The sequence below is a fragment of the Mesorhizobium sp. WSM4821 genome (assembly GCF_055901555.1).
On the sequence record NZ_CM148371.1, the window covers coordinates 4,522,301 to 4,539,560 of the forward strand.

15 protein-coding genes are annotated in these 17,260 nt (G+C 62.5%); 9 read left to right on the forward strand and 6 right to left on the reverse strand.

Annotated features, from left to right (window positions below; genetic code table 11):
* Window positions 1-139 precede the first annotated feature (139 nt).
* Both AC0NID_RS21910 and dusA read left to right on the forward strand, forming a co-directional pair.
* Entirely contained in the window at window positions 140-2,941 is a 2,802-nt protein-coding gene (locus AC0NID_RS21910; RefSeq protein ID WP_473456329.1) for a tetratricopeptide repeat protein, read from the forward strand.
* 761 nt (window positions 2,942-3,702) lie between these two features.
* The gene (dusA, locus tag AC0NID_RS21915; protein WP_473456328.1) at window positions 3,703-4,701 is read left to right on the forward strand and encodes a tRNA dihydrouridine(20/20a) synthase DusA; all 999 of its coding nucleotides are present in this window, start codon (window positions 3,703-3,705) and stop codon (window positions 4,699-4,701) included.
* 89 nt (window positions 4,702-4,790) lie between these two features.
* On the opposite strand, the gene AC0NID_RS21920 is transcribed toward dusA, so the two are convergent.
* The gene (locus AC0NID_RS21920) at window positions 4,791-5,726 is read right to left on the reverse strand and encodes an AraC family transcriptional regulator (RefSeq protein WP_473456327.1); all 936 of its coding nucleotides are present in this window, start codon (window positions 5,724-5,726) and stop codon (window positions 4,791-4,793) included.
* A gap of 246 nt (window positions 5,727-5,972) precedes the next feature.
* Between AC0NID_RS21920 and AC0NID_RS21925 the strand changes: the two genes are divergently transcribed.
* On the forward strand, window positions 5,973-6,716 hold the full coding sequence (locus AC0NID_RS21925) for an SDR family oxidoreductase (protein WP_473456326.1): 744 nt from the start codon (window positions 5,973-5,975) through the stop codon (window positions 6,714-6,716).
* Between the two features lie 24 nt (window positions 6,717-6,740).
* Here the strand turns inward: AC0NID_RS21925 and AC0NID_RS21930 are convergent, their stop codons facing one another.
* Window positions 6,741-7,445, reverse strand: coding sequence for a TIGR02281 family clan AA aspartic protease (locus AC0NID_RS21930; RefSeq protein ID WP_473456325.1), 705 nt, complete (start codon window positions 7,443-7,445; stop codon window positions 6,741-6,743).
* A gap of 7 nt (window positions 7,446-7,452) precedes the next feature.
* Entirely contained in the window at window positions 7,453-7,686 is a 234-nt protein-coding gene (locus tag AC0NID_RS21935; RefSeq protein ID WP_473456324.1) for a DUF1289 domain-containing protein, read from the reverse strand.
* A 182-nt stretch (window positions 7,687-7,868) separates the two neighbouring features.
* Between AC0NID_RS21935 and AC0NID_RS21940 the strand changes: the two genes are divergently transcribed.
* Window positions 7,869-8,870: a nicotinate-nucleotide--dimethylbenzimidazole phosphoribosyltransferase gene (locus AC0NID_RS21940; protein ID WP_473456353.1), complete on the forward strand. Its 1,002-nt coding sequence runs from the start codon at window positions 7,869-7,871 to the stop codon at window positions 8,868-8,870.
* 72 nt (window positions 8,871-8,942) lie between these two features.
* Here AC0NID_RS21940 and AC0NID_RS21945 read toward each other — a convergent pair whose 3' ends face one another.
* Entirely contained in the window at window positions 8,943-10,379 is a 1,437-nt protein-coding gene (locus AC0NID_RS21945; protein WP_474033328.1) for an FAD-dependent oxidoreductase, read from the reverse strand.
* Window positions 10,380-10,879: 500 nt separating this feature from the next.
* Window positions 10,880-12,400 carry a sensor histidine kinase gene (locus AC0NID_RS21950; protein WP_473456323.1) on the reverse strand — a complete coding sequence of 507 codons (1,521 nt, stop codon included), beginning with the start codon at window positions 12,398-12,400 and terminating at the stop codon, window positions 10,880-10,882.
* Between the two features lie 75 nt (window positions 12,401-12,475).
* On the opposite strand from AC0NID_RS21950, the gene AC0NID_RS21955 reads away from it, so the two are divergent.
* The 4 genes from AC0NID_RS21955 to AC0NID_RS21970 all read left to right on the forward strand — a co-directional run bounded on the left by AC0NID_RS21955 (window position 12,476) and on the right by AC0NID_RS21970 (window position 14,996).
* Window positions 12,476-13,099, forward strand: coding sequence for a thermonuclease family protein (locus AC0NID_RS21955; protein WP_473456322.1), 624 nt, complete (start codon window positions 12,476-12,478; stop codon window positions 13,097-13,099).
* Between the two features lie 39 nt (window positions 13,100-13,138).
* Window positions 13,139-13,750, forward strand: coding sequence for a glutathione S-transferase (locus AC0NID_RS21960; protein WP_473456321.1), 612 nt, complete (start codon window positions 13,139-13,141; stop codon window positions 13,748-13,750).
* Window positions 13,690-14,385 carry a uracil-DNA glycosylase family protein gene (locus tag AC0NID_RS21965; protein WP_473456351.1) on the forward strand — a complete coding sequence of 232 codons (696 nt, stop codon included), beginning with the start codon at window positions 13,690-13,692 and terminating at the stop codon, window positions 14,383-14,385. Before AC0NID_RS21960 ends, AC0NID_RS21965 begins: the two co-directional genes overlap by 61 nt.
* A gap of 119 nt (window positions 14,386-14,504) precedes the next feature.
* Window positions 14,505-14,996 (forward strand): Lrp/AsnC family transcriptional regulator, encoded by a 492-nt coding sequence (locus tag AC0NID_RS21970; RefSeq protein WP_006205209.1) that lies wholly within the window; start codon window positions 14,505-14,507, stop codon window positions 14,994-14,996.
* 11 nt (window positions 14,997-15,007) lie between these two features.
* Here AC0NID_RS21970 and AC0NID_RS21975 read toward each other — a convergent pair whose 3' ends face one another.
* On the reverse strand, window positions 15,008-15,580 hold the full coding sequence (locus AC0NID_RS21975; protein WP_473456320.1) for a DUF3299 domain-containing protein: 573 nt from the start codon (window positions 15,578-15,580) through the stop codon (window positions 15,008-15,010).
* Window positions 15,581-15,896: 316 nt separating this feature from the next.
* Between AC0NID_RS21975 and AC0NID_RS21980 the strand changes: the two genes are divergently transcribed.
* Window positions 15,897-17,252 (forward strand): DUF7986 domain-containing protein, encoded by a 1,356-nt coding sequence (locus AC0NID_RS21980; protein WP_473456319.1) that lies wholly within the window; start codon window positions 15,897-15,899, stop codon window positions 17,250-17,252.
* Window positions 17,253-17,260 lie beyond the last annotated feature (8 nt).

Genomic DNA, 17,260 nt, shown 5'->3' on the forward strand with positions numbered 1-17,260 from the left:
ATCCTTGGGCGGGAGCGAGTGCTAGCAGTCTCTGTTGTGTGGTATTCTGCCTCATGTGACGGGACCGCCGGAATAATGTCGGGGACAATCCGCAAGCAATCCCCCCGAAGGTCCGAGCCACACACGGAGGGTTGCGCCAATGACGTGGAAGTCTCTTCGGTCGAGGAGGTTAGCCGGCCTCACCGTCGCTGCGGTTCTCCTGGCGGCGCGGACTGGATTCGCCCTCGACGACAAACCCGTGAACCTGCTGCGGCTCGCTTCGGCGAAGGTCGAATCGACCACGTCCCCCGCCGACGTGGCCGCGATCGCCCGGTTGACGGACGGCGATGCGACAACGGTGGCGGAGATTGACGCGACGGCGGCCACACCGCTGGACGTCACGTTCACGTTCGGTGGAGGCGTTGTGGCGCCAGAGGGGATCAGGGTCACGCTGCCGGAAGGCTCGGAGCGCGCGGCGGCTCGCGTGGAGATTCTTGTTTCGACGGTGTCGGCGCACGCGGGCTTCCGATCCCTTCGCGCTGACCCGCTCGCGGCAGAGGGCAAGCCGCAGAGGTTCGAGTTCCCCGCCACGGCGGCGCGCTGGATAATTGTGCGACTCGCGCCGCAGTCTGGGACGCGCACGGTGGCCGCGGCTGAAGTGGAGGTCATGGGTCGGGAGGGTGAGCCGAAGAGTCATTACGCGTTTTCAGAGTCCCCAGCGCAGGCATTCGACGTGCTCAGTCGCCTAGAGAAGACGACGTCGCTCAAGGTGGCGGTCTCCGACGACGAGAAGGCGATGTTCGCAAAAGCAAAGGCGGGCCGGTTGACGCCCGTGGAGTTCGCCGAAGCTGCGCTGCTGGCGTCGGGCGTCGTCGACGCGGGGAAGAGGAAGAAGTACCTGAGACGCCTGGACACGCTGGAGCAGCAGGCCCGAGCGGCGGTCGCGAACGCGCGTAATCCTGCGGCCAAGGGAGAGGCGCTTCTGAAGTGGCTCCACAGAGGGCCGATGTCGAAGGGCTACGTGGCGCATCAGACCGATCTGTCCGTGATCTTGGACACGGGCACGTTCAATTGCGTGTCGTCCGCCGCGCTCTACAACGTGCTCGCGCTACGGCTTGGGCTGGACGTGCGCGCGATCGAGGTGCCCGACCACGCGTTCTCGATCCTATACGACGGCACGCGGCATTTGGACGTGGAGACCACCAACGCCAATGGGTTCAACCCCGCGCGGGACCAGGCCGCCATCGCCAAGTTCGAGCAAATGACGGGCTTCCGCTACATCCCCGACGCGCACCGCGACCAGCGCCGAGAGGTCGATGAGGAGGGGCTTGCGGCGATCATCTACTACAACCATGGCGTGTTGCTCTCGGATGCTAAACGCTACCACGAGGCGCTTGTGGCGAACTTTCGTGCGATGAGCCTCGACCCCGAATTCGGCTCGGCGGTGAAGAACGCGCTCGCTGTTCTCGCGAAGTGGGGAGCGGAACTCTCGCACGAGGGCAAGTTTGAGGAGGCCTTGGAAGTCGTGACGACGGGTCTCGCGCTGGCGCCGAAAGACGCGACGCTTGTCAATAACCACTCGGCTGTTTGGAGCCAATGGGCGCTCAGCGCGGTGGACGCCGGCAAACCATCCGAGGCGCTCGCCATCCTCCAGAGAGCCATCGCCGCGGTGCCCGGCGGCGGGTTCCAAGGAATGGAATCGCTCGTATACATCCGGCCAGCGGACGCACGCATTCGAGAAGGCCGGTGGGACGACGCACTCGCAGTGGCTGTGCCGGGCTTCGAGGTGCTCAGGGGGGAGCCGCGTAAAGAGCTCGAGAAATGGCTCGGCTACTTCGGGCAGGAGTGGTCCTCCGCCCTGGCCAAGAAAGAGGGTGAGCCGGAGGCTCTCGGAGCGCTGCGTGGTCTCGCGGCACGTTTCCCCGGAAACGAGCACGTGATTTCGGCGGCGGATAGCCACGTGCGCCGGATGGCGTACGGGCTGGCCGATGCGGGGAAGTTCGAGGACGCGCTCGCGGCGGTTGAGGAGGCAAAGGACCTTATGAAGGACGCTGCAGGGGTGCGCGAGGTGTCACTCTATGCCTACGACAACTGGGCGAAGCGTCACCTCAAGGACCGACAGTGGGAACAGGCGGCGGACGTGTATGTGAGGGCGCTGGCGAAGTATCCTGAGGCGGACTTGCTCAAGCAGAACGTCGCGTACCTCGGTCAGGAGTGGACTAAGGCCGCCTACGCGCAGGGGGGGACCACGGCGGCGGCCGAGGTCGCGAACGCCCTCTCGGCGAAGTTTCCTGGGATCGAGTCGGTCGCGAAGTCTGGCGGCAGGGAAGTGGCCCGGACTGTCCACGACTCGATTGAGAATGGGAAGTTCGAGGTCGCACTCGCGGCAGTGGATCAAGGGAAGGAGCTCCTGCCGGGAGACGAAGCGCAGAAGCTGTACTTCGCGGCGTACGACGGTTGGGCCAGACGCCACATGCAGGACGGCCGGTGGGAGAAGGCGGCAGACGTCTATTCGGCGGGCCTCGCGCGGTTCCCCACGATGGAAGTGCTTCAGGGGAATATCGGATGGTTTGCGCAGGAGTGGGCGAAGGAAGTTGCCGCCGCGCAGGGGCCAGACAAGGCGGCGGACGTGCTGCGCGCGTTGAAGCAGAAGTTCCCGGGCGTTCAGAAAGTGGCGCGATCGGCGCAGAACCACTTAAGTAACACGGTGAGCGCTCTCGTACGGGACGGGGAACAAGAGGAGGCGCTCGCGGTACTCGAGAGGCTGAAGGACCTCGCGGAAAGGGAGGAGGACGTGGAGAAGCTCGCAGTGCTCGCGTACAACCAGTGGGCAAAGACGTTCATAGACAAGAAGGACTGGGACGGGGCAATTGCGATCTACGACAAGGGCCTCGTGCGGTATCCGAACCAACGATTATTCGAGCAGAACAAGGCGTATTGCATCGAGCAAAAGAGCAGGTAGGAGCGGGCTGTCCTATGTGTGTGTGGATCCGTTGTCGGAGAAGGAGCGGGCGACCGTCACAAGCGCCGCCATATGCGCGCCGCTTCGGCTTCGCTCTTTGCTCTTACTCGAAACCCCGAGTTTCCGAGTTACGATAGAGGCGTCCGTCATGGCCGTTGGGTCGAGCGCGTAACCCCACGCAGGCCTTGCGATCGCTAACACCGACCCCAAGTGGGACATGTAGTTGCCAACGGTCTGAGGGGTGACATTTGCGACGAGTTGGTTCGCAAAAGACACGATGTCGGTGCTCGTGATTTCGGAGCATGGCTTGTTGGCAATGTCATAGGTCTTGATCGCGCGAAGCACCTGGGCCTTCGTCCGGCCGATCTGCTATAGACTCCTCCGTGTACTGATCAATGACGGAAGCAAGGGTGGGGTCTGTAGCCTTTATCCGCTCAAGAGCACTGGGCTTCGCAAGCTCGATCTCGCGCTTTTCCAGCCATGCCGCTGCGGCTTGCTTGCGGTCGAACGTGCGGCCCTCTCGATGAAGGATCTTGCCGGCACGCTTTATTAGCAGTTGTGCCTGATACGCAGTCGACCCATCTCTACGCTTCCGTGGTATAATTGTCCCCATGCCGACGTAGGCTCCTTATCGGTACTGCACGAGCGACGTCGGTACTGCATTGCAGTACCTTGGCGCCAAAAATGAGCCTAAATCGGCAAAAATTGGCCGAAGACGGTACTGCATCGATCCGACGCAAGTTATGGTGATAGAAGGAAAAATGAGCAATTACAAGAACTTCCGCCTAGCAATCGCGCCGATGATGGACTGGACGGACCGGCATTGCCGGTTCTTCCATCGCCAGCTGACGCGCCAAGCGCTGCTCTACACCGAGATGGTCGTGGCCGACGCGGTCATCCAGGGCGCGCGCGAGCGCTTGCTCGGCTTCGACGACACGGAACATCCGGTCGCGCTGCAGCTCGGCGGTTCCGATCCGCACAAGCTTGCCGAGGCGGCGCGCATCGGCGAGACCTTCGGCTATGACGAGATCAACCTCAATGTCGGCTGCCCGTCCGACCGCGTCCAGTCGGGTACGTTCGGCGCCTGCCTGATGAAAGCACCGGTTCTGGTCGCCGATTGCGTCGCGGCGATGAAGGCTTCTGTCGGCATCCCCGTCACCGTCAAATGCCGCATCGGCGTCGACGAGCAGGATCCCGAGCCGGCGCTCGATAGGCTGGCGGACGGTGTGTTCGCGGCCGGCGCCGATGCGCTGTGGGTGCATGCCCGCAAGGCGTGGCTGGAAGGGCTGAGCCCGAAGGAAAACCGCGATATCCCGCCGCTCGACTATGGTCGCGTGTATCGGTTGAAAGCCATAAAACCGAACAAATTCATTGGCATCAACGGCGGAATTCAGTCGATTGAAGGAGCGCTTCGGCATCTTGATCATGTCGATGGCGCCATGCTCGGCCGCGCCGCCTATCATACGCCGGGCATTCTGGCAGGCGTCGACGCCGCGTTTTACGGCGACAAACCCGGCGCGTTCGATTTCGCCGCGCCGATCGATGCCATGGCGGATTATGCGGCGCGTCATATCGAGCGGGGCGGGCGGCTTGGCCATGTCACCCGGCACATGGTCGGCTTGTTCCACGGCCTGCCCGGTGCGCGCCGCTACCGGCAGATCCTCTCGACCGATGCGGCAAGGCCTGGCGCCGGACCGGATGTGCTGAAGGCAGCTTTCGCCGCCATCGATTTCGGCGGGACGGACGCCGAAGCAGCCTGATTGTTCAATCGCGCAAGATCGTGCGGTCGCTTGCACGTCTTCCGCGGTCCGTTCCGCAGGACCGTCGATAGCTGAGGCAAAGCTGTCAACTAAGCGGCGCTTGCCCGCTCGCCGTCCTGCTTTTCTTCTCTGACCTGGCGGGGTATGGATCGATTGCGCAACGCATCGCGCTTTGGCGGCGCCTGGAATGTGCGGCGATATTCGTGCGTGAATTGCGAGATGCTCTCGTAGCCCACCTCGAGCCCAGCGCTGGTTGCCGAAAAGCCCTCATCGAGCATGAGGCGGCGTGCCTCGAGCAGGCGAAGCCGCTTCTGATACTGTCCCGGCGTCAGTGAGGTCATGTGCTTGAAGTGCTTGTGGAAGGCCGTCAGGCTCATCGCCGCCGCCGCCGCCAGGCGCTCGACGGGAACACGCGATCGATACCCGGTTCTGAGCATCGCGATGGCCGCCGCGAGACGGCTGGCATGGCTGTTCGGATCGGCAAGCGACCGCAAGGCTGCGCCGTGCTGACCGGAGAGGAGCCAGTAATGCAGCTCGTGCATAATTCCGGGGCGCAGGAGCGACGTAGCATCCGGTCGGTCCAGCAAGCGCATCAGGCGCACCGCACAATCCAGAATCGCGGCATTGGTGTCTTCAGCGAACAAGGTGCGCGTCTCTGACGGGCGCTGCGCACGCACGCTGCCCAGCTGCGCGGCGATCTCGCGCAGCAGCGCCATCTCGAGTTCGATCGCGACGGCCAGATAGGGCAGGCGCCGGCTTGCCTGCACGATCCGTCCGACGACCGGCACGTCCGCGCTCACGATCACGGATTGCCCAGCGGAGAAGATTTGCTGCTCCCTGCCCACGGTCATGAGCTTGGCACCCTGCAGAACCAGACAGACCAAAGGCCGATAGATCGAATGCAAGTCGCCAAGCGGTGACTCGACGCACATCATCCGCAGGCCCGGCACCGGCGTCAGCGCCAGGCCATCCCGGTTTGCATGGCGGGTGGCATAGGTATGAACGGCATGTTTGAGTACGTCCATGCGATGTCTCCTTCAACGAGGGCGATCCTAGCATGCCGGCAGACAAACTTCATCCGGGCTGCAGGATCGCGCAAGTTTTGCGCATGCGTTGGCAAGCTGCCGTCCGCGCCGTTCGGTATGAGATGCCCCCGACCGAGCAGCCCGCTCGACAGGGAAAGGGAGCCATGTGTCTGGACAGAACGAAGTACCGAGACGAGCCGTGCTGGCGGCTGTCGCCATGGCTCCCGTAGCATGGAGCACAGAACGATGAAAATGACAGGAAACACGATCCTCATCACGGGTGGCGGATCCGGGATCGGGCAGGAATTGGCGCTGCGGTTCAATGCGCTTGGAAACACTGTGATCGTTGCGGGACGGCGCAGGGAAGCGCTCGAACAGACGATCGCCGGGCGTGAAGGCATGCGCGCAATGGTCGTCAATGTCGAAGATCCGGAAGCAATCACGGCATTTGCCAAGCGCGTAGTCAACGAGTACCCGGCGCTCAACGTGCTAATCAACAATGCCGGCATCATGCGTCGCGAAGATCTGACCAGAACCCGCGACCTCAGCGATGCGGAGCAGACGATCGTCACCAACCTGTTCGGGCCGATCCGCCTCACCAACGCGCTGATCGACCATCTGGCGGCCCGGCAAAATGCCGTGATCGTCAACGTCTCGTCAGGCCTCGCCTTCGTGCCGTTGAGCGGCACGCCGACCTACAACGCCACCAAGGCGGCGATCCATTCCTATACGGTGTCGCTGCGTGAGCAGCTCAAGGGCAGGGTCGAGGTGATCGAGCTCGCGCCGCCCGCGGTTCGCACCGAACTTACGCCGGGCCAATCAACGCGTGACGAGTATATGCCGCTCGATGCGTTCATGGACGAGGTGATGGCGTTGTTCAGTCGTGAGCCGACACCCAAGGAGATCCTGGTGGAGCGCGTCGGCTTCCTGCGCTGGGCGGAACGGGACGGCCGGTTTGATCAAGCGGTCGAGATGCTCAACGCTCACTGAGCGGGGCCGAAGCAGCCCGACTGTTCAATCGCGCAAGGTCATGCGGTCGCCCCGCACGTCGAAACCGGACAGTGAGCCGATGAAATTCATGCCGAGCAGGCTCTGGCCGAGCATGCCGGGCGCTGCGATCATGACCGGCATGTCCTTGCGCACGATCCCGCCGATCGCCAATTCGTCGATTTTCACGGCGGCGGCGCGCGCCATGCCGTTTGCGGTGGAAACCGGTACGGTGAAGTCGAGAGCGGCAGAATTGAACCCGGCCGCTTGCGCGTCCTGCGCGGTCAGCACGGTACTGGTTGCGCCGGTATCGACCACGGCCCGGACCGGCGTGCCGTTGACCATGATGCGCGCTTCGAAATGGCCATTGCCGGCCTTGTCCAGGGTCACCGTGGCGTGGCCGTCTTCCAGGCCCAATGCCAGCGGACTGCCGGGAACGAGGCCCGCCGTTACCCGGCTGCCGAAATCCTGCAATTCGTAACGGTACTGATAGCCGGCGATCAGTGCCAGCACGATGACGCCCCAGATGCCTAGATTTTGCGTCATGGCGCCTAAGGACCGGCCTGACCGAAGCAGGCCGGCGCCGATGAGCGCGACCAATGCGCCCAGCCAGACGAGCCGGCCGAAATCATGATTCTCGACACCGAACGTGCTGCCAGCGGAATCGTTGAGCATGAGCAGCGCCACGCCCAGCCCGATCGCGATCATCAAGACCCAGAAAAGCCGGTTCATATGTGGCTCACGAGAGAGCGTCGCGTTCGCGCGCGAGGCGGGTGCGGCGCGTTTCCCGGCGCGGTCGCCGCTCGACCGTTTCCAACCGGGCCGGCAGCTCGGCCATGACATTGCGGCGGACCTCAGGAGCCATGTCTATCCAGGCGCCGATTTCCTCGCGCGTGCGGCCGCAACCGAAGCAGAAGCCGGTTTTCATATCGATCGAGCAGACCAGGATGCATGGAGATTCGATGGCCGTCATGATGTTCTCACAGGATTCCGTCAGGAAGCCCTTGTCTCGCTTCCACATGGTGCGACGGCAAGGCCAATGCAAGCCCTCCGAAATGCGCCGCCGGCAACCGCATTCGCGTCAATGCAGGCAGTTGTGCCGGCCGAGCAGGGCGGCTATGCCGCTCACCAACTCAGGGAATGATCACCAACGACATGACCAGCGCGCTGCCCTTCGACGATTTTCGCAATCTTCTGGCGACCCTGCCGCCGGCCGACACGGCGGCCGAAGCCCGCGTCCGCTCGCTATTTGCCAAGGCCGACAAGCCCAATGGTTCACTCGGCCGCATCGAGGACATCGCCGCGTGGCTCGCCGCCTGGAGCGGTCGTGCACCGCCGGCGGTGAACCGGCCCCTGGTAGCGATCTTCGCCGGTAATCATGGCGTCGCTCGTCACAGCATTTCGCCGCGGCCTGTCGCTGCCACGGCGAATGCGGTCGAGCTTTGCGCGGCCGGCGGTGCTGCGGTCAACCAGATCTGCATCGCCAACGATCTGGGGCTGAAGGTGTTCGATCTCGCGTTGCATATTGCGACCGCCGACATCACCGAGGACGCGGCACTTGACGAGCGTGGCTGCGCCGCCACCATGGCCTTCGGCATGGAAGCGGTCGCCGGCGGCACCGATCTGCTTTGCCTTGGCGATCTGGGTGTCGGCAATTCCACCGTCGCCGCCGCCTTGTGTGCAGCGCTGTTCGGCGGCAACGGCGCCGATTGGGTCGGACCCGGATCGGGCGCGGATGCGGCAATGCGGACACGGAAGGCCGATGTTGTGGATGCGGCGCTGGCCTTCCACGGCACAAGCCTGAGGGATCCACTCGAAGCGTTGCGGCGGGTTGGCGGCCGTGAATTCGCGGCGATCGCCGGCGCCATCCTCGCCGCCCGGATGCAGAAAATCCCGGTGCTGCTCGATGGATTGGTGGCGACCGCCGCCGCCGCCGCGCTGCATGCAGCCAATCCCATCGCGCTAGACCATTGTCTTCTTGCGAGCCTTTCGCCGGAGCCTGCGCATGCTCGGGCTGCCGGGCGGCTAGGCCTGCGCCCGCTGCTTGATTTCGGCGTGAGCCACGGCGAGGGGGCAGGGGCGGCACTTGCCGCGAGCCTGGTCAAAGCCGCGGCGCTCACCAGCTCGGGCATGGCTGCGGCGGTTCGCGACCAGTGACGAGAGCCCAAGGACTGGCGCTGCGTCGCAAGCAGCCATAGGCTGTTTCGTCTCGGCCGTCACGCTCCGCTGTCAAGTCAATCTCGTGAACCCATCATCGCTCCAGCGCTCGCTGCCCACTCCGTGGTGCACGAAGAAGAGGCCGTCCGGATCGTATCTGTCCTTCACCGCGAGAAGCTTGATGTAGTTCGAACCCCAAAAGGCCTCTCGCCACCTCTCGTCGAAGAAATCGCTTTCCGCCAAATATGAGCCGACGGCCGGTATCAGCTTGCGCACTTCGTTCATGGCCTTGTCGATTGCACTCGCATCTCGACGGGCAGCCGCCAGGTCGGGTTCGCGACCGGCAATGCCGGGGTATGCCGGCGGTCCCTCGGCGCCGCTGATGGCCAGCGCGAAAGCATCCAGCACCGCCGGATTGGTCGCCGTCTGGCGGGCGGCGTCAATCACCTCGGCAGGAGCGCCCGCAAGGCCCTTGTTGACATGCAGGGAGACAGTCCAGTGGCGGGTAGCCGCGAACAGGGCGTCGGCAAGGTTCTGCTGCCGGTCCGCCTGGAGAAGGGATGACGGAATCCATGCAGACTGGTAGCCGTGCAGAACCTGTCCCGTCTCCTCCAGATTGCTTGCCCAGAATATTTTGGCCTTGCCGGCATCGGGGCGGTCGTCGGCGAGCACCAATCCGGGTATTTTCTTGAGAAATTCAGGATCCCATAAATTTCGAGCCGGGACGGCGATAATCACCGGCTCCGCTTCGAGGCTGAAATCCTGCGGCGAACCGGCCACCCAGTCGAAGAACGGCCGCCAGATCGTCTCACCCTGCTGTTGGTCCAGACCTTCGAATACCATCGAGATCGCGAGAACATTGCCCGGCCGGAAGGCAATCTGCTCGCCCCAGTGCGGATTGAACAGCGCCTTGCTGTAGAATTCCACGATCTTTACGATCAGTCGGCGGAAGGCGGTGTCGGACGTGGCATCGATCGTGGCGAACACGGCGCCGACGAACTCCGGCAACTCGTGCGTCCGCAGCGTGAGCCGCGTCACAACCCCGAGGCTACCGCCACCTCCACCCTTGATCCCCCAGAACAGGTCCGGATTTGTGCAGGCGTTGGCGGTTGTGACAGCGCCGTTGGCAGTGACGATCTCCGCTTCCAGCAGGCTCGCCGCCGCCATTCCATAGGCCTTCGAGAAACTTCCAAACCCGCCACTTTGGATCAGGCCCGCGACGCCGACGGTCAGGCAACCGCCGCCTTGGACATAGCGCCCCGCTTTCGTGGTGACGGCGTCATATGCCTGCCCCCAGATTGCGCCCGCCTCGATCGTGACCGCCGGCCGGGGCGGTTGTCGTCCGGCGCATCCAACACCGACGAACGCATCGTGCACGGTGATGGCCTTCATCTTCCGGGTCCAGATCAACAAGGAGTCCGCGGCGTTGGATGTGCCTTGGTAGCTGTGGCCGCCGCCCTTAACCACGAGCCGCAGATTATTGTCACGGGCGAAATTGACCGCCGCCACGACATCATCGTTCGTTCGGGCAACAACTGCATATTCGCTGGGTTGCGATGTCCAACCGTCGACCCAGCCAAGCGTCTGTGTCAATCCGATCTCGTCGCCGAGGTAATAGGGATTCTTCAGTTCCTTGAAGACATCCGTACAGCGGGAACCTGACGGCGCCTTCATGCATGCGGCTAGCGGCGGCTGGACCTTTACGAGTTGCCCCCCGACTTGCCGGCCAAGCCGGTCCCAACTTGCTTTCGCTGGCCATTCCGGTTCGGCCGGACGGACGCGCGAGGTCGGACGGGCCGCCGCCTGTGCCGGCCCGAGTATCCACGACCGCAAGAACAGGATCGCTGCCACCGTTTGCAATAGACGTCTTCTGTTCATTTGATTGCCTTGGCCCCTGATTGCCTTGGCTCGGAAGAAACGTTGGATGGCCCGCCTGGGCAAGGCTATTGCCAAATCGGCTTATCCGCAACGATTCAGGCACCCGGTGCCTGGCTATCGTGAGCCAGCGCTCAGCGCCGGCGCGCGGCAACCGCCTTGGTCGGCAGTGCCGGCAATTCCTCCATCACCCGGCTCAACGGGAAGATGGCGATCGCCTCGGTGCCTTCGCGCAGTTTGGAATGAAGTTCGAACTCGCCGCCATGCATGGCGAGCAGACCCTGGACGATCGGCAGGCCGAGCCCGGTGCCTTGTTCGGCACTCTTGATGGCGATCGAGCCCTGGCCGAAGGCGGACAGCACGACCGGAATCTCGTCTTCCGGTATGCCCGGGCCATTGTCCTTGATGGAGAGGTATTGGCCGCCGCCCGCAGTCCAGCCGACGCGCACGCGGATTTCACCGCCAGTCCCGGTGAATTTGATGGCATTCGATAGGAGGTTAAGCGCGATCTGTCGCACCGCCCGTTCGTCGGCGAACAGGCGCGGCAAGGCGCTTTCGAAATCCTGGACGATACGGATGTCCTTGTTGCGCGCCTTCAGTTCCATCATATGACAGCAATCCTCGACGACGGAGAGCAGCATTATCGGCTCCTCGTTAAGCTGATAGCGGCCCGCCTCGATGCGCGACAGGTCGAGGATTTCGTTGATCAGATCGAGCAGATGCTGACCGGACTCATGGACGTCGCGGGCATAATCGCGATAGGTCGGGTTACTCATTGGTCCGAGCACTTCGTTCGCCATTACCTCCGAGAAACCGAGAATGGCGTTGAGCGGCGTCCGCAGCTCGTGGCTCATCGAGGCCAAAAACCGCGACTTTGCCAGATTGGCGTCTTCCGCCCGTCGCCGCGCTTCATCCGACATTGATTTCGCCGTCTCCAATTCGGCGATCAGCGCATCTTTTTCGGAACGGAACGAGAGCACCATCAAGGACGCGCGATTGAGGTTGCGCGCCACATAGGCGAAGAAGGGCAGCGAGACGATCAGCAATCCGGCCATGATCAGATCGACCGACATCCAGTGCCGCGCACCGGCATAGGCGTAGACCGCCACAGGAATGGCAAAGGTCGACAGCAGCGCACCGCGCAGGGATGACGCTGTGATCGCGGTCGCCGCCATGGCAAGCAGCAGCACCACCGCCTTGATGAGCTGGAACTGATCGACCTGGCAAGCGTCGCAACCGAGCCAGGCGAACCAGGCCCAGCCCAGGCCGCAAAGGAAATGGCCTATCAAGAAATCACTGTGGGTTTGCAGCGGGTTGAGTTCGGCAGCTTCCGTCCGATCGACGCGCCTCGCCATGAACACGACGATGGCGTAGCAGATGAGTGTAAAGAGCACCCAGACGCCAATTTCCCTACCCGCCCCAGCAAACAGACCCGTCGCCGCAGCTGCCAGGACGAGAAGCGGAACGACGATCGCGTTGCCTGTCATCGCCTGGGCGTGGAGCTTCAAAAGCTCGCGGTCGAAATCGGGATTGCCTGCCTGCTGCGAAAGACGGTCGCGCGTCTTGCGCACCGCGCGCGCCACATCGCTGTTGCGATGGGGTTTCCTGCGGTCCACAATAAACTTGTCCGCTGTGGTCGAGCGTTGCAAGGGCATGGAGACTTCAATTTAAGCGCGCAGCGGTTTCAAAGTGTTAAGCTACGTTCGAATGATTAACCAACGGTTTGCCATATGAGCCGTTCTTGGTCGCGGCGACCGCGGCGACGATACGTACCGCAGCGGCCGCGAAGCCTGTGGCGCCGGCTGGTGGACTACGCACTGACCGTTATCGTTCTCGGTCTGCTGATCGTTCTGGCGGCGCGCCTTGACCGGATCGATACGCGCAGGACGGAGGGGGCCGCCGTCGTCAATGACGGCGACACGATCACACTCGGTAGCGAGCGCATCCGCATGCGTGGCATCGACGCACCGGAGTATTCGCAAATCTGCCGCAAGAACGGCGCCGACTATCCCTGCGGCAAGCTGGCGCGGCAGTCACTGGTGCGGCTGATATCAGGCAAGCCCGTCTCCTGCACCGGCTGGCAGCGCGACCGATACGGCCGGCTGCTCGGCGATTGCAGGGTCGGCGACAAGGATCTCAACCGCGCCCAGGTCGAGGCCGGATGGGCGGTCGCCTATGGCGATTTCGAAACCGAGGAAGCCGCCGCGCGCTCCGGCAAGGCCGGCATCTGGGCCGGCACTTTCGACGAGCCGCACGATTGGCGCCAGAGCCACGATCGCGAGGTGGTCGAGAGAAAACACGGCACTTTGGCTTCGATCGGCGATGCCTTGCGAGAAATTTTTCGTTTCTGGTGAGGATCGTTATAGATTGTTGGAGCAAACTGGGAGAATGGAATGAAGCTGTTCGATGGTGGTCGTGCACCCAATCCAAGGCGGGTTAGGGTTTTCCTCGCAGAGAAGGAGATCGAGGTTCCGCTGGTGCCCATCGACATGGGCGCATTCGGACACAAGCAAGAGCCGGTCAGTTCGCGCAACCCGCTGCAGCGTCTGCCGGTGCTCGAACTCGACGACGGCACCGTCATCACCGAATCCGTCGCGATCTGCCGCTATTTCGAGGAACTGCATCCGGAGCCGGCTTTGTTCGGGCGCGGCGCGCTCGGCAAGGCGCTGGTCGAGATGTGGCAAAGACGCATGGAACTCAACCTGCTAGGTTGCGTCACCGCCGCGTTCCGGCACATCCACCCGGCGATGAAAGAGTGGGAGGTTCCGCAAATTCCCGAATGGGGCGAGGCCAACAAGCCGAAGGCCGTCGGATTCCTGAAACTGCTCGACGAAGAGTTGGCGGACCGGGAATTCGTCGCCGGCGATGCCTATTCGATTGCCGACATCACCGGGCTGATTGCCATCGACTTCATGAAGCCGGCGCGTATCAAGGTGCCGGAAGACTGCGCCAACGTGCTGCGCTGGCATCAGGCGATTTCCAGCCGGCCGAGCGCCGCCGCCTGAGAGCGAGTCCCCCGGGAATGAGCGAAGAGCTGGAAAACTTCGCGGCGAGGGTACGCAGCTGCCGTATCTGCGTCGAAAACCCGGTCGGTCGGCCGTTGCCGCACGAGCCGCGCCCGGTGCTAAGACCCTCGTCGAGCGCCCGCATCCTGATCGCCAGCCAGGCGCCGGGCACCAAAGTGCATATGTCAGGCATGCCGTTCACCGACGCCTCCGGCGATCGGTTGCGAAGCTGGCTGGGCGTCAGCAGCGAGGAATTCTACGATACGACAAAATTCGCCATTGTGCCGATGGGCTTTTGCTTTCCCGGCCAGGATGCCAAGGGCGGCGACCTGCCGCCGCGCCGCGAATGTGCGCCGGCCTGGCGTGCGCCGCTGATGGCACTGATGCCGCGCATCGACCTGGTGCTGACGATCGGCCTCTATGCGCAATCCTGGCACATGGGCGCCGCGCGCCGGCCCTCGCTGACGGAGACGGTGATGGATTGGCGCACCATCTGGAGTGCGCCCAGCAGCCCGAAAGCGCTGCCGCTGCCGCATCCGTCGTGGCGCAACACCGGCTGGCTTAAGCGCAATCCGTGGTTTGAAATGGATTTGCTGCCCTTTCTGAGAGCGGAAATCCGCTATCGCCTCGGCTGAGGCGCGAGCAAGAAATCACTCGCTTTTGCGGCATCTGGCAGAATTTCTTTCTTGTGAACGGCCAAAATAAGAAGGATTATAGCCAATCTATTCCTAGTCTATCCTCGTGGGAGCGCCCAATGGACCGCCTTGACAGAAAAATCCTCCGCCTCTTGCAGGAGGACGCGACGCTCGCGGTCGCCGATGTCGCCAAGAAAGTCGGACTGTCGACGACGCCCTGCTGGCGGCGCATCCAGAAGCTCGAGGAGGAAGGCGTTATCAAGCGCCGCGTCGCCATCCTCGACCATGAAAAGGTCAATGTGCGCGTCACCGTGTTCGTGTCGATTCGCACCAATTCGCACAGCCATGAATGGTTGCGGCGCTTTTCGGAGGTCATCCAGGAATTTCCGGAAGTGGTCGAGTTCTACCGCATGAGCGGCGACGTCGACTATCTCTTGCGCGTGGTGGTGCCCGACATCGCTGCTTACGACGCCTTCTACAAGCGGCTGATCGCCAAGATCGAGATCCGCGACGTGTCGTCTTCGTTTGCCATGGAGCAGATCAAGTACACGACCGAAATACCGCTGGACTATATGGTGCTGGACAAGGAATCGGGCGCGAACGCCGCCTGAGGATTTTTTGCTTAGTTCTTCTTTTTGTTGAGAAAACGCCACGGCGAGTTTGGCGGCAACGTGATGGTGTCCGGCACCACATCGACGTCCATCACCTGCGCCTTGCGCACAGTATAGCCCGACTGGATGACGCTGGCGCCGTCGAGGAGGAAGAGCTGGCTTTTCTCCATGCCCGGCTCCAATACGCCGGTCACGGAAACGGGCTGGTAGGACTGCGATATCCTGTAGGGGCGGGAGGGCGTGACGAGCACGATCTGATTGGGCGGCGGTGTCGGCATGTGGCTGCACGCACCCGTCCAAGGCACCAGCAGGAACTGGTAGACGAGATCGCCCTCGCGATCGACCGGCAGCGCGTACCCCGCCAGTTGGACGGTCTTGTCCTGCAGGTTGAGGGACAGTGTCTCGCCATGATCGGGCATTCTTGCCGCGATCATCGGCAATCCGACACTTTCGGCGGCGGGCTGGGTCGCCGGGCGCAGATCCTTCCAGAATATGCGCGCGGTTTCGGCGGAAGCGCTGCCCGCCGCGATGGAAAGCCACAGCGCCACTGCCAGCGCCGCACCTGATCTGAGACGGAAGTTCATGGGCACCATTCTTCGCCAGTCCGCGGCTGGGATCGAGTAAAAGCCGTTGTGATCTCTGAGGCAGTCAGCAGCAAGAGTGATCCATTTATCGCAAAATACAACCTTGAGGGTCGTGACCGTGGACCCAACCGTCGTTGTGTCTTCCTGCCACAATGAAGTGTGGAGCGGCGCCGTCGCGGCGAACTCGATCCGAAAAATGCAGGGAAATCGCCGAAAGCGTCTTGCCCGGTCACCTCAGTGGCGCAGAATAACCCGACCAAGCGATGCCGGAAGACGGACCGTAGTTCGGGTTATCGTCAGAGCCTGGAGAAGCTTCATGCCGACCAGCCATGATCTCAGCGGGCTGATGAAATTCCTCGATCGCGACGAATGGCGCGAATGTTTCGCGGAAGTGTTCGATGATCATTTCGGCCCGATCCTCGACGACGGGGACATGGAATTCGAAGAACTGGCCGAAATCCTCGGTGCCGACATGGCAATGACCCTTTGGGGCTGTGCCTTCGAGGATTTCCTGACCCAGGATTTCGAGGGCGAACCCAGCAACATCGTCGATGAGTACCTCAAGCGCAGAGGCTGGAAGGAAAACGCGCAATCGAGAGCCTATATGGGCGCGCTGCGTACCTCCGTCATGAGCTTGTATGAGGTAAGCGACATCGTTCCAGGACAATCGCTTATGGCGCGCGATCTTCTCCGCGGTGGCGAACCGATCGCCGTCAGAGAGGGCACCGCCACCAAGGCGTTGAGGCAGTGGGACAAGATCGCGGTGAGGATCGTGCCTGTGCTCGGGAAGAATATCCTTTCTGGCGGTCTTCTCCCCTTCACCCGAGAGGCCACCGAATCCTTGCTCGATGGCCTGTTGGGCGTGTTGGGCAAAAAGAACGCAAGAAAGCTGCCTGCCATCAAGGATGAAGACCTACGGACGGTGGCGCCCATGTTCACGCTCGCATGGATGTTCGACGCACTTGGCAAGGCGGTGGACATGCAGATCCTCCAAAATGCTGACGGCGACGAATTCGTGTTTCATGATGTCCGCTTTCCCTTGGCATCCGGCGTGACACAGACGGACATCGCCGCCCGGTTGAACGGCATAGCGGGAATGTCGCAGGAAAATGCCCAGTTCTGGAACTGGTTGGAAACCATGCCGCAAGGCGAGGACAGACCCAAAGAGGCGGGCACACTCTCCCTGGACACCGTGATGGATAACGATTTGCGCGTGCTGGGCAACATCGAGTTGAGAGGCGGCTTCCTGTGCCTATCCGCCAATTCCGCCATGCGGGCGGAAAAAGGGACGGCCCTGATCCGGCGAGCCTTGGGCGACCTCGTCCGAACACCTCTCACGGAAATCCGTACCATGCAGCAGATGATGGCCGAACGGCCAGCCAAGGATGGCAAGACGCCCTCATCGGAGATGCCGCCGGAACTCGCTGAACAGATCATCCACGAATATCTGGATCAATATTATAGGGAAACCCTCGACCAGCCGGTCGGGATGCTTGGGGATAAGACACCGCGTCAGGCCGTCAAGACTCAAACTGGCCGGCAAAAGGTCGCCGAGTGGCTCAAATATCTGGAAAACCAGACCGCGAGGCAGCCGGACCGCGCTCATCCCATGGCCACTTACAGTTTTGAGTGGATGTGGAAGGAACTTGATGTCCACGACCTGCGCCGGTAGCACCATCC

Bases quoted from the DNA above. Each gene is read 5' to 3' on its own strand.
- AC0NID_RS21910 (WP_473456329.1), top strand. From the start codon at position 140: ATGACGTGGAAGTCTCTTCGGTCGAGGAGGTTAGCCGGCCTCACCGTC.
- dusA (WP_473456328.1), top strand. From the start codon at position 3,703: ATGAGCAATTACAAGAACTTCCGCCTAGCAATCGCGCCGATGATGGAC.
- AC0NID_RS21920 (WP_473456327.1), bottom strand. From the start codon at position 5,726: ATGGACGTACTCAAACATGCCGTTCATACCTATGCCACCCGCCATGCA.
- AC0NID_RS21925 (WP_473456326.1), top strand. From the start codon at position 5,973: ATGAAAATGACAGGAAACACGATCCTCATCACGGGTGGCGGATCCGGG.
- AC0NID_RS21930 (WP_473456325.1), bottom strand. From the start codon at position 7,445: ATGAACCGGCTTTTCTGGGTCTTGATGATCGCGATCGGGCTGGGCGTG.
- AC0NID_RS21935 (WP_473456324.1), bottom strand. From the start codon at position 7,686: ATGACGGCCATCGAATCTCCATGCATCCTGGTCTGCTCGATCGATATG.
- AC0NID_RS21940 (WP_473456353.1), top strand. From the start codon at position 7,869: ATGACCAGCGCGCTGCCCTTCGACGATTTTCGCAATCTTCTGGCGACC.
- AC0NID_RS21950 (WP_473456323.1), bottom strand. From the start codon at position 12,400: ATGCCCTTGCAACGCTCGACCACAGCGGACAAGTTTATTGTGGACCGC.
- AC0NID_RS21955 (WP_473456322.1), top strand. From the start codon at position 12,476: ATGAGCCGTTCTTGGTCGCGGCGACCGCGGCGACGATACGTACCGCAG.
- AC0NID_RS21960 (WP_473456321.1), top strand. From the start codon at position 13,139: ATGAAGCTGTTCGATGGTGGTCGTGCACCCAATCCAAGGCGGGTTAGG.
- AC0NID_RS21970 (WP_006205209.1), top strand. From the start codon at position 14,505: ATGGACCGCCTTGACAGAAAAATCCTCCGCCTCTTGCAGGAGGACGCG.
- AC0NID_RS21975 (WP_473456320.1), bottom strand. From the start codon at position 15,580: ATGAACTTCCGTCTCAGATCAGGTGCGGCGCTGGCAGTGGCGCTGTGG.
- AC0NID_RS21980 (WP_473456319.1), top strand. From the start codon at position 15,897: ATGCCGACCAGCCATGATCTCAGCGGGCTGATGAAATTCCTCGATCGC.